General features: G+C 39.4%; 11 protein-coding genes. All 11 read left to right on the top strand.

What is annotated here, in order from left to right; translation table 11 throughout:
- Window positions 1-6 precede the first annotated feature (6 nt).
- The 11 genes from NH153_RS05120 to galU all read left to right on the top strand — a co-directional run bounded on the left by NH153_RS05120 (window position 7) and on the right by galU (window position 11,603).
- Window positions 7-549 carry a KdsC family phosphatase gene (locus NH153_RS05120; protein WP_063701687.1) on the top strand — a complete coding sequence of 181 codons (543 nt, stop codon included), beginning with the start codon at window positions 7-9 and terminating at the stop codon, window positions 547-549.
- 37 nt (window positions 550-586) lie between these two features.
- Complete coding sequence (kdsA, locus tag NH153_RS05115) at window positions 587-1,384, top strand: 3-deoxy-8-phosphooctulonate synthase (RefSeq protein ID WP_063701684.1); 798 nt, start codon at window positions 587-589, stop codon at window positions 1,382-1,384.
- A gap of 20 nt (window positions 1,385-1,404) precedes the next feature.
- Window positions 1,405-2,160 carry a 3-deoxy-manno-octulosonate cytidylyltransferase gene (kdsB, locus tag NH153_RS05110; protein ID WP_063701681.1) on the top strand — a complete coding sequence of 252 codons (756 nt, stop codon included), beginning with the start codon at window positions 1,405-1,407 and terminating at the stop codon, window positions 2,158-2,160.
- Window positions 2,157-3,083: a KpsF/GutQ family sugar-phosphate isomerase gene (locus tag NH153_RS05105; RefSeq protein ID WP_063701679.1), complete on the top strand. Its 927-nt coding sequence runs from the start codon at window positions 2,157-2,159 to the stop codon at window positions 3,081-3,083. Before kdsB ends, NH153_RS05105 begins: the two co-directional genes overlap by 4 nt.
- A gap of 14 nt (window positions 3,084-3,097) precedes the next feature.
- Window positions 3,098-4,492, top strand: a complete 1,395-nt coding sequence (locus NH153_RS05100) for an undecaprenyl-phosphate glucose phosphotransferase (protein WP_063701677.1) — start codon at window positions 3,098-3,100, stop codon at window positions 4,490-4,492.
- Between the two features lie 51 nt (window positions 4,493-4,543).
- Entirely contained in the window at window positions 4,544-5,842 is a 1,299-nt protein-coding gene (locus NH153_RS05095; RefSeq protein ID WP_063701675.1) for an oligosaccharide flippase family protein, read from the top strand.
- 81 nt (window positions 5,843-5,923) lie between these two features.
- The gene (locus tag NH153_RS05090; protein ID WP_063701673.1) at window positions 5,924-7,651 is read left to right on the top strand and encodes an SLC13 family permease; all 1,728 of its coding nucleotides are present in this window, start codon (window positions 5,924-5,926) and stop codon (window positions 7,649-7,651) included.
- Between the two features lie 666 nt (window positions 7,652-8,317).
- Complete coding sequence (locus tag NH153_RS05085; RefSeq protein WP_054563586.1) at window positions 8,318-8,665, top strand: four helix bundle protein; 348 nt, start codon at window positions 8,318-8,320, stop codon at window positions 8,663-8,665.
- A 34-nt stretch (window positions 8,666-8,699) separates the two neighbouring features.
- Window positions 8,700-9,299 carry an adenylyl-sulfate kinase gene (gene cysC, locus NH153_RS05080; RefSeq protein ID WP_063701671.1) on the top strand — a complete coding sequence of 200 codons (600 nt, stop codon included), beginning with the start codon at window positions 8,700-8,702 and terminating at the stop codon, window positions 9,297-9,299.
- Window positions 9,300-9,454: 155 nt separating this feature from the next.
- Entirely contained in the window at window positions 9,455-10,411 is a 957-nt protein-coding gene (locus NH153_RS05075) for a DHHA1 domain-containing protein (protein WP_063701669.1), read from the top strand.
- A gap of 283 nt (window positions 10,412-10,694) precedes the next feature.
- Window positions 10,695-11,603, top strand: a complete 909-nt coding sequence (gene galU / locus NH153_RS05070; RefSeq protein ID WP_063530175.1) for a UTP--glucose-1-phosphate uridylyltransferase GalU — start codon at window positions 10,695-10,697, stop codon at window positions 11,601-11,603.
- Window positions 11,604-11,771 lie beyond the last annotated feature (168 nt).

Here is an 11,771-nt window from a genome sequence, read left to right as displayed (position 1 = left end):
TTTACCATGAAAGATATACAAATTGTTTTGTTTGATGTGGATGGAGTCATGACTGATGGCAGCATTTATATCGATTCAACAGGCGAAAGTTTTAAAAAATTTAATGTAAAAGATGGTTTAGCAATAGAGTTGTTACGTAGTCACGGTATCAAAACTGGTGTGGTATCAGGTAAGGCAAGTACAGCTTTAACAGAACGCTGTGAAAAGCTAGGTTTTGATTACATTATCACAGGCTGTAAAAACAAATTGCCTAGGGTTCAAGCAATTTGCAATGAGCTGAATATAAATTGGCAGCAAGTTGCGTTTGTAGGCGATGATGTTCTAGATATACCAGTAATGGAAATGTGCGGTATTAGCTTTGCACCAAAAGATGCCCATGACCTTGTTTATAAATATGCAACGCATGTAACAGAGGCAAGTGGTGGGCACGGTGTAGTAAGAGAGGTTGCCGATAAACTTTTACTCTCTCGTTTTGAAACATTAGAACAAATTTATGACGTATTACTAAGCAAAATTATCGCTGATGATGTTGCCAGTATGGAACAGTAAAGAATTTTTTTAGAATTATATAGTACAAGGATTACCCATGTTTTTAATTGCAGGCCCATGCGTTATTGAATCAGAAAAGCTGGTTTTTGAGATCGCTGAAAAAATGAAGAAAGTAACCGAAGAGTTAGGTGTTGAATACATCTTTAAAGCGAGTTTTGATAAAGCTAACCGTAGTTCTACTTCGAGCTACCGAGGCCCAGGCGTTGAAGAAGGCTTACGTATTTTAGCTAAGGTTAAATCAGATTTAGGTCTTCGCGTATTAACTGATGTACATGAAGATACACCTATTGATGAGGTTGCGAGTGTTGTTGATGTATTACAGACACCTGCATTTTTAGTGCGTCAAACAAACTTTATTCAAAAAGTGGCGCGTGCAGGTAAGCCTGTTAATATTAAAAAAGGCCAGTTTCAAGCCCCTTGGGATATGCAGCAAGTTGTTAATAAATGCCATGAAGTGGGCAATAAAGACATTTGGTTATGTGACCGTGGTACCTCTTTTGGTTACAACACCTTAATTAGTGACATGCGCGGTTTACCTGTAATGCGTAGCACTGGTTGTAAAGTGGTATTTGATGCAACTCATTCTGTGCAGCAACCGGGTGGCCAAGGTACTACATCGGGCGGGCAAAGAGAAATGGTTCCTGTGTTAGCAAGAGCTGCCGTTGCGGTAGGTATTGATGGTTTATTCACTGAAACTCACCCAGATCCGAGCGTTGCCCTTAGTGATGGTCCAAACATGATCCCACTCGAGCACATGCATGAAATGCTAGAAACCTTGCTAGAAATTGATGCAGTGACACACAAGCGTCCATTTTTAGAAAGTAAGTTAGTTTAATTTTTTTGTAGCTATTTGTGATGGATGAAGTGAAATTTAAAGTAGTAATACCAGCGCGCTACGGCTCTTCGCGGTTACCTGCTAAACCGTTATTAGAAATATGCGGCAAACCAGTTTTTTGGCATGTTGTACAGAGGGTTCGTGAGGCTGGTGTAGCTATAGATGACATTTTAATTGCAACTGATGACACTCGAATAGAAGAGGCAGCAAAAGCACTGTCTCTTCCTGTTGTAATGACTAGTGATAAACATGTAAGTGGTACAGATCGGGTTCATGAAGTAGCACTTAAAATGGCGTGGCCTGAATCAACACTTGTAATGAATGTTCAAGGTGATGAACCACTTATACCAGAGAACTTAATTCGTGAGTTAATTAATTTCACTCAGCAAAATAACAAGTTTAGTGTTACCACTGCTGCTACAGCTATAACAAGGCTAAGTGATTTTAATAATTTAAATGTTGTTAAGGCTATAGTGAGTGAACATAATGAAGCTTTATACTTTACTCGTGCGCCAGCTCCAATAAACCGTGATGCACCTGATGATCTTGCTGCAGCAAAACGGCATGTTGGTGTGTATGTGTATAAAGTATCGGCGTTAAAAACAATATGTGAATTACCTGAGTCGCATTTAGAAAAGCTTGAAAAGCTAGAGCAATTAAGAGCCTTGAGCAATGGTCTTTCTATAGGTGTAATGGATTACATTGGTGATATTCCTCATGGGATCGACACCAAAGAAGATTATTTAGCAGTAAAACAGAAAATGGAAAATTTATGAATACCTTAGAAATAGCGAAAAGAGTGATTAGTAATGAGATTGATGCATTGCATGCTATTAGTGAACAGTTAGATGAACAGTTCGATGCTGCTATCAAGCTTATATTAAATACACAAGGCCGCACAATTATTTGCGGTATGGGTAAGTCGGGTATTATAGGTAAAAAAATAGCGGCATCATTTGCAAGCACTGGTACGCCAAGCTTTTTTATGCACCCTGGTGAAGCATTTCATGGCGACTTAGGTATGATCACGCCAGATGATGTATTTATTGCTATTTCAAACTCTGGCGAAACTGACGAAGTGCTAAAGTTGCTGCCGTTTTTAAAAGATAACCATAATAAAATAATCGCAATAACAGGTAATCCTGCATCTACTTTAGCTAAAAATGCCCATTACCACTTAAATATTGCAGTGCCTGCTGAAGCTTGCCCGTTGCAATTAGCGCCAACCTCTTCGACCACAGCAACCTTGGTGATGGGTGATGCTTTAACAATCGCTTTAATGGAGCTAAGAGGGTTTCAGCCTGAAAATTTTGCAAGATTTCATCCTGGCGGTAGCTTAGGTAGAAAATTATTAAGTAAAGTCGCCGATGAAATGATTGTTGATGATTTGCCAATAGTCTATCCAGATACTAATCTAACTGATGTTATTAACATCATTTCAGCAGGGCAATTAGGCTTAGCTTTGGTGAAAAACGAATCTGAGATTGAATCAATAATCACTGATGGAGATTTACGACGAGCTATTGAAAAATATGGTAAAGATATATTTGATTTATCAGCTAAACATATAGCGTCTTGTATGCCAGTAAAAATTAGTCAAACAGCTTCTATGGAGTGCGCATATCAATTAATGGAAGCTAAAAAAATAAATTGCCTAGTGATTGATGAAGCGCAGACGTTAGGCGTTCTGAAAAAATAAAAAAGAGTATTATCTTGGACAATAAAGGCATTTTACAAAACAATTCAACCATTATTGCATTTGTTCAAAGAATAATGGATATATCAATAATTGTAGGTTGTTTATGGGGGGCTGTGTCCCTTCAAGGATTACCATGGCTATTGCAACATACGACAGCATCATTATTAGCGGTGTTTTTATTTCACTTCACTAGTGAGCTTGATAAACTGTATATTTCTTGGCGTGGCCTCTCAATTTATAAAGAGCTTAAAAAGACTATTTCACATTGGTTTGTTAGCGCCGCAATTTTATTTTTAAGTGTCAATTTTTTAGCCCCGCAGTACTTAAACCCTGAAGGTTTGCAGTTTTACTGGTTTATATCTGTTTTAGTCTCGCTTTCTGTATATCGTGTTGTACTGCGCTTGATTCTAAGAGGACTACGTTCTCAAGGAATCAATACCCGCTCAGTTGTTATTGCTGGTGCTGGGACTTTGGGGCAACAGCTAGCTAATAATATTGTTGCTAATTCAAGTTTTGGCTTGGTTTTTGGTGGTTATTATGATGACTCTACTCCCAAGCAGCAGTTGGTTGCCGCTCAAGTGCTAGGTAACTTGGATAAGCTGGTCGCTGATTGTAAAGAAGGTGGGATAGATCGTGTTTACATTGTATTACCACCGCAAGCATATGAACGCCGTAAGTGGCTGGTTAAAGAACTAGCTGATAGCACTGCAAGTGTTTACATTGTGCCTGATGTTTTCACCTACCAGTTATTGCACTCGCGTAGTGATGTCATAATGGGTATACCAACAATCAGTATTTATGACTCACCACTTGATGGTAGTAATGCCATTATTAAGCGTATTGAAGATATTGTACTCTCTACGCTTATTTTAATAATGATATCCCCTGTTTTACTTGGCTTAGCCCTTGCGGTTAAGTTTACCTCTAAAGGTCCAGTATTCTTTAAGCAAAACCGTTATGGTATTGATGGTAAGCCGATAAAAGTATGGAAGTTCCGCTCGATGAATGTAATGGAAGACGGTGCTAAAGTAACCCAAGCCACTAAAAATGATTCGCGCTTTACGCCCATAGGCCAATTTATTCGTAAAACGAGTTTAGATGAATTACCGCAGTTTATTAATGTGTTACAAGGGCAAATGTCGATTGTAGGGCCAAGACCTCACGCCGTTGCCCACAACGAAGAATACCGTAAACTGGTAGATGGCTATATGCTGCGTCATAAGGTTAAACCAGGCATCACTGGATGGGCACAAATTAACGGCTGGCGCGGCGAAACCGATACATTAGATAAAATGGAAAAACGCATAGAGTTTGACCTAGAATACATTCGGAACTGGTCTTTATTTTTTGATTTAAAAATAGTTTTTCTAACTATATTTAAAGGCTTTGTGAATAAAAATGCCTACTAATTTTTAGTAGGCATTTTGCACTTATTACACCTCAATCAAATCGAGCCTCTCATGCTTTCTAAAGTCAAAACACTGCTTAGTGACACCGAGCATCGCCATACTGCAATAAACGCCGCTATAGCCCTTGCCATTCGGGTTTTAGGTGCAGGTATGGCATTTTTGTTTAATTTAATTATTGCAAGGCAATTGGGTGCTGAGCAGTCAGGTTACTTTTTTCTTGCGCTTGCTTTGGTTATGTTATTGTCTGCAGTAGCTAGACTGGGTTTTGACAATACAGTATTGCGTTTTACATCAGCAGATGCAGGTAATGGCTATACAGTAAAAGCAATATTAAATTTTGCACTTAAATATGTTCTGCCAGTTTCGATTGTATTTGCTGTTATTACTTACACACTTGCTCCTTGGCTAGCTGAAAGTGTTTTTAATAAACCAGGGCTTGCAGCAAGCTTGCAGTTTATAGCCCCCGCGATTATCGGTTTGAGTATCGTATTTTTAGTGGCAATGAGCTTACAGGCTCGACATAAACTTATTGCTAGTATCCCATGCCAAAACATTGCCCATTTTATGCTTTGTGGTGCGGCAGTTATTATGTTATCGACTGATTCTGCAAGTACAGCAGCGCTTTATTTCAGCTTATCATTAGGGGTAACCTCTAGTTTTTTTTACTGGCTAAGTATAAAAAACTTAAATAATAATGGTGAAACGCCAGACCCTAAAAAGCTTTGGCATAGCGCAAGGCCTAATTGGGTGATTATAATAATGAGCCAAGCAGTACAATGGAGTGCACCAATTATTATAGGTGTATTTTTGGTTGCAGAGCAGGTTGCTTTTTTTAGCGTTGCACAGCGTATTGCACTTTTAACCTCGTTTATTTTAATGGCAGTAAATTTGGTTGTTGCCCCCAAATTCTCTGCCTTTCACGCTAAAGGTGATGAGCATGGCATTCGCAAAACGGCGCTATTCTCTGTGCGATTACTCGTACTAAGCGCATTACCCATAGTGCTATTTATGCTGCTATTTCCTGAATTTTTAATGGGGCTTTTTGGTGAAGAGTTTAGGCAAGGAGCGCTAATTTTACAGATTTTAGTTTTAGGGCAAGCGGTTAATGTAGTGACTGGGTCTGTTGGTTACTTATTAATGATGAGTGGCCACGAGCGCGATATGCGTTTAGTAACTTTAATCAGTGGCTTTGGTGTTTTAATAAGTGTGCCTATCTTCACTAAGTTGTTTGGTGCTGTTGGTGCAGCGGCAGCCACTGCGTTTTTTATTAGTTTACAAAACTTACTCGCTGTTTATTTTGTTAAAAAACGATTAGGGTTCAATACCTTAATGTTTTGGCAGAAGATATGATTAAAAGATATTAGATTTAAAAACTAAAATATTGGATATTGTTTTGAAATCAAAAGTCATAAGCAATTTAAGGATAAATAAGTGGTTTTACAGCAATGGTTGATAGTGGTTATATTTGTTACAACCATTGTAGGCTTAATTAAATTTCAAAAATTTCCTGAGCGTGTATTTGCTGCTGCTTGTTTAGCGTGCTTTGCTACAAACTTGGTTTCTACTGAGCAGCTTTTGAATAATGCAGTTAACCCTGGATTAGTCACATTACTGCTTTTAGTGGTGTGTGCATTTGCTTTTGAACGTACTAGTTTTTTACGCAAGCTCGCCAATGTTTTATTTAATGGCTCTGTGGTTAAGTCTTATGTTAGAACCTTATTCGCAACGATTTTGGCTTCTGGTTTTTTAAATAATACCGCAGTGGTTGCGACTTTAATTAGCCCAGTTAAAAATAATAAACTGATTGCTCCTACCAAACTGTTACTCCCCCTTTCTTATGCGGCTATTTTAGGTGGCACTTTGACCTTAATTGGTACTTCAACTAACTTAATCGTTAACTCTATGCTAATTGAACGTGGTGCAGAGGGCTTTAAGTTTTTTGACTTTTTACCTATCGGCCTAGTAGCAGTAGCAGCCTGTGTCTTGGTAATGGCACTTACGATTAATCGCTTAAAAGGTAAAGTATGTAAAGATGAAACCTCTAGCGATTACTTTGTTGAAGCTAAGGTGAATATTGGCTCACCACTAATAGGTAAAACCGTAGAGCAAAATGGCTTACGTAGCTTAGAGTCACTATTTTTGGTTGAAGTAGTACGCGATAATCGCTTAATTTCGCCAGTAGCGCCGACGCAGATGATCCGTGAAGGCGATAAACTTATTTTTTCGGGTGATGTCACTAAAGTACTGGTGCTGCAGCAATTTGAAGGTTTAAGCTTATTTGCAGAGCAAGATGGTTTACTACGCGATAACTTAACCGAAGTCGTCATTAAGCCAGGTGCTGCAGTGGTAGGTAAAACACTAAAAACTGCAGGCTTTCGCGCAAGGTTCGATGCCGCGGTTGTTGCAGTTCGCCGCGAAGGTGAAAAGCTATCGGGTAAGCTGGGCGATATTACCATACAAAGTGGCGATTTTTTGATTCTTGCTGTCGGCCCTGACTTTGCTAAACGTACTAACCTAACGAAAAACTTTTTTATATTGAGCGGTGTTAAAGCCGATAACATGCTTAAAGGTATAAAAGAGCGCATTGTTACTTGGGGTTTTGTGGCAACGATTGCGGGCTCGTTAATTTTTGATATTAGCTTATTAAAAAGCTTTATTTTTTACTTAGCTGTGCTGGTGGGGTGCCGTTGTTTATCACTAAACGAAATTAAGCGACGTTTTCCGTTAGAGCTTTGGCTTATTGTAATGAGCGCTTTAACCCTTGCTACAGCGCTTGATAATTCAGGTGTATCTACATTAATAGCCGAACAAGTCGAAGGCTTACTTGCAGGGCAAAGCGTTTATATCGCCTTTATTGGTGTATTTTTACTTACTCTGTTATTTACAGAGTTAATTACTAACAACGCAGCAGCAGCGCTTACATTCCCCATTGCATTTACCATAGCTCAAGGCTTAGGCGTAAGTTACATGCCATTTGTTTTGGCTGTCGCTTTTGCCGCAAGTGGCAGTTTTATTAGCCCTTACGGCTACCAGACCAACCTAATGGTTTACAATGCCGGCAACTACAAGCTTACCGATTTCATAAAATTTGGCCTACCGATCTCAATCACCTACAGCCTAGTGGTACTGACCCTGATACCCGTGTTTTTTCCGTTTTAGGTATAAGGCGCTAGGTACTAGGGGCTAGGTGCTAGGATGCTAGGTAATAGGCGATAGGCGCTAGGTTGCTAGGAGCTGGGCGTTAGGTAGAAATATGTCTTCAGGCTCTAGGCGCTAGGTTTATTTTGCGATAAGGTTTAGTTGTGAATGGATTTCACTTAATGGCAAGGGACTAATTATGAAATTTGAACAAATGGATGTGTGGAAAAAGTCATCACGATTAGCATGTGAAATATATAAATATAAAGTTCTGCCTACCGTCCCTTATCACATACCTCTCAGTATTCTAAAGTAAATGCACTGTGTTTTACGTTTTAAATCGAACTTTATAGAGGTAAGATATTAGAAGTCAGATATCAGAAGGAGCTAGGTGATAATAAGCCTTCAGACGTTGGGAACTAGGCGCTAGGTTTATTTTGCGATAAGGTTTTGTGGTGAATGGATTTCACCAATAGGGAAGGGACTAATTATGAAATTTGAACAAATGGATGTGTGGAAGAAGTCATCACGATTAGCATGTGAAATATATAAATATAAAGTTCTGCCTAGCGTTCCTGTCACTTACCTCTCAGTACTCTAAAGTAAATGCACTGTGTTTTACGTTTTAAATCGAACTTTATAGAGGTAAGATATTAGAAGTCAGATATCAGAAGGAGCTGAGCTGCGATGAATTTTGAAAAGTTAGATGTTTGGAAAAGAGCTGTTAAATTAAGTGCAGAAATTTATAAAACCACTTCTCAATTAAATGATTATGCTTTCAGGAGTCAACTTACTCGTTCGGGCCTTTCAGTGCCAAGTAATATTGCAGAGGGAGTCTGTAGAGACAGCTTTAAAGAAAAGAGTCGCTTTATTGATATTGCTAGAGCTTCTTTAGCTGAAGCTAGAACTCAAATTTACATTGGTTCAGAGGTTGGTTATATAGAGCGTGAAGTTGCTTTAAGCTGGATTGCAGAGTCAAAAGAGTTAGCTGCTATGCTGACAAGTTTAAAGAATCGTTTTGACTCTGAAATCTGAAATCTGAAATCTGAACCCAAACCCAAGAGGTACCATGACCGAGAACATTGTATGGCACGATCAAACTGTTTCGCGTGCTGAAAAAGAACAACACAAAGGGCATAAGCCGGTATTACTTTGGTATACGGGATTAAGTGGCTCAGGTAAGTCTACTATTGCGAACGCGGTTGAGGCTAAGTTATTTGAATTAGGTTGTCATACTTATCTGCTTGATGGCGACAATGTACGTATGGGCTTAAACAAGGGGCTTACTTTTAGTGACGAAGACCGTATTGAAAACATTCGCCGTATTAGTGAAGTAGCTAAGCTGTTTGTTGATGCCGGTTTAATCGTATCAACGGCGTTTATTTCACCATTTAAAGAAGACCGTGCTCGTGCTCGCAGCATCATGAACCAGGGTGAATTTGTAGAAGTATTTATCGATACGCCATTAGAGGTTTGCGAAAGCCGCGACCCTAAAGGTTTATACAAAAAAGCCCGTGCCGGTGAGATCCCTAATTTTACAGGTATTAGCTCGGCGTTCGATGTGCCCGAGCAACCAGAGATCCATGTAAAAACAGCAGAGCAAAGCATTGAGCAAAGTGTTGAACAAATTATTGGTTATTTACGCGAAGCAGGGGTTATAGAAATCTAGAGCCAGAAACCTAGCGTCTAAAATCTGATTTCTCTCTTCTGACCTCTGATATCTTTTTTCTGATATCTGACGTCTAAAATCTGATATCTAACCTCTGACGTATAACATCTTTAATCTGACCTCTAATCTCTAACTTCTATTATTTTTGAGATTTTATGAACTACGATATTTTTAATGGTGATGCCGATGGCATCATTGCACTGTTACAGTTGCAGCTCGCTAACCCTGTTGAAAGCGTGAAAGTAACCGGTGTTAAACGTGATATTCAGCTATTGAAAAAAATTACTCCACAAGCTGGTGATAATATACGTGTACTTGATATTTCGATGGAAAAAAACATGGCAGAGTTGCACGACGCCCTATGCGTAGGAGCACGTGTTATGTATGTAGATCATCATAAAGCGGGTGATATTCCAAATCATGCAAACTTATTTGCTCATATCGATTTAGATGCAAACATGTGTACTAGCTTAATAGTGAGTGACCTTATCGAAAAACAATATCACTTGTGGGCTATTACAGCTGCTTATGGCGATAATTTATTTGCAAAAGCCGATAGCGAAGCCGATAAACTAGGCTTAACAGAGCTCGAAAAGTCACAACTAAAAGCATTTGGCACGTATATTAACTATAACGGCTATGGTAGCGAGGTAGCTGATTTACATTTTGCTCCAGAAGACTTATTTAACGAATTACTAAAATATAAGTCACCTCTTGATGCCATTAACGACAGTGAGTCGGTTTATTACGTATTAGAAAAAGCCTACAAAGCTGATATGCAAAAAGCGGCTGACGCTAAGGTTTTACATAATTGCGATACAGCAAAGGTTATTTTACTTGATGACGCCCCATGGGCGCGCCGTGTAAGTGGCGTATTAGGTAACGACCTTGCTAACCAAGCACCTAATAAAGCCCATGCAGTGCTTACCTATAATAACAAAGGAAGTTTTACCGTAAGTGTAAGAGCACCACTCAATAATAAACAAGGCGCTGTTGATGTATGCAGTCAATTTGCCACCGGCGGCGGCCGCGCAGCAGCTGCAGGTATAAACGAACTAGATCAACAACAAGTTGAACAGTTTATTACTACTCTAGTTAATTTTTATAACTAACCCCTTGCTAGTGGCACCCCCAGCCACTAGCATCTTTTAGCTCCTAGCTCCTAGCTCCTAGCTCCTAGCTCCTAGCTCCTAGCTCCTAGCTCCTAGCTCCTAGCTCCTAGCTCCTAGCTCCTAGCTCCTAAATCCTAGAACCTATCGTTTCCTGTTCATCCTCCGTCAATATTATTACTGCTAACGTGTTTATAAATCTTTTTTTACTATTGCGCAAAATGAGTTAATAACTCATACTTTGTAATTATTTATTCTTATCACTACAATTAAGGGACTAAACATTATGAAAGCTGTCATTCCTGTTGCAGGCCTTGGTACACGTATGTTACCGATGACAAAGGCAATTCCTAAAGAAATGCTGCCTCTTGTTGATAAACCACTTATCCAATATATAGTAAACGAATGTGTTGCTGCGGGTATTAAGGAAGTTGTACTCGTTACTCACAGCTCTAAAAATGCCATTGAAAATCACTTTGATACCAGCTTTGAGCTTGAAGCAACCCTCGAAAAACGTGTAAAACGTACTTTGCTTGAAGAAGTACGATCTATTTGCCCACCAGATGTAACCATTATGCACGTACGCCAAGGTGAGGCTAAAGGATTAGGCCATGCTGTTATGTGTGCAAAACCAATTGTTGGCGATGACGATTTTGTTGTTGTACTGCCAGACGTAATTTTAGATAGCTACACTGCTGATCAAAAAACTGAAAACATTGCTGCTATGATCAAGCGCTTTAATGAAGTTAAAGCAAGCCAAATAATGCTTGAGCCAGTACCGCAAGAGAACGTACATAAATATGGTATTGCTGATATTGGTGGCGTGAAAATTAAAGCGGGCGAAAGTGCACCAATTAAAACCATGGTCGAAAAGCCAAAAGCTGAAGAAGCACCATCTAACTTAGCTGTTGTTGGCCGCTATGTTCTATCTAAAGCGATTTGGCCATTACTTGCGAAAACACCTGCGGGTGCAGGTGGTGAAATTCAACTTACCGACGCTATCGATGAGCTGATGAAGCATGAAATAGTTGAAGCTTTCCACATGAGTGGCCGTGCCCACGACTGTGGCGACAAGCTAGGTTACTTAAAAGCGATTGTTGAATACAGCATGCGTGACGAAAACCTAGGTGAAGAATTTACTGATTTTGTAACCGAAATGGTAGCGCCAGCAGAGCGACATTTAAAAGCGGTTTAAAAATAAGATATTAGAAGTTAGATATCAGGCTTTAGTGGTTAGAAGTTAGTTAATTGCTTTTAACCACTTGCTTTATCCCACCCCCAATAAAACCTTGTTCACCTAGCACCTAGCACCTAGCACCTAGCACCTAGCACCTAGCACCTAGCACCTAGCACCTTCGCTATT

The sequence above is a fragment of the Pseudoalteromonas gelatinilytica genome, from assembly GCF_001641615.1.
Classification (GTDB): Bacteria; Pseudomonadota; Gammaproteobacteria; order Enterobacterales; family Alteromonadaceae; genus Pseudoalteromonas; species Pseudoalteromonas gelatinilytica.
Note: the sequence above shows the minus strand (reverse complement) of the source record. Positions and strands in the feature narration are given on the sequence as shown.

Coding starts and splice junctions, on each gene's coding strand:
- kdsB (WP_063701681.1), top strand. CDS start 1,405: ATGGATGAAGTGAAATTTAAAGTAGTAATACCAGCGCGCTACGGCTCT.
- NH153_RS05085 (WP_054563586.1), top strand. CDS start 8,318: ATGAATTTTGAAAAGTTAGATGTTTGGAAAAGAGCTGTTAAATTAAGT.
- NH153_RS05105 (WP_063701679.1), top strand. CDS start 2,157: ATGAATACCTTAGAAATAGCGAAAAGAGTGATTAGTAATGAGATTGAT.
- kdsA (WP_063701684.1), top strand. CDS start 587: ATGTTTTTAATTGCAGGCCCATGCGTTATTGAATCAGAAAAGCTGGTT.
- cysC (WP_063701671.1), top strand. CDS start 8,700: ATGACCGAGAACATTGTATGGCACGATCAAACTGTTTCGCGTGCTGAA.
- NH153_RS05095 (WP_063701675.1), top strand. CDS start 4,544: ATGCTTTCTAAAGTCAAAACACTGCTTAGTGACACCGAGCATCGCCAT.
- galU (WP_063530175.1), top strand. CDS start 10,695: ATGAAAGCTGTCATTCCTGTTGCAGGCCTTGGTACACGTATGTTACCG.
- NH153_RS05120 (WP_063701687.1), top strand. CDS start 7: ATGAAAGATATACAAATTGTTTTGTTTGATGTGGATGGAGTCATGACT.
- NH153_RS05075 (WP_063701669.1), top strand. CDS start 9,455: ATGAACTACGATATTTTTAATGGTGATGCCGATGGCATCATTGCACTG.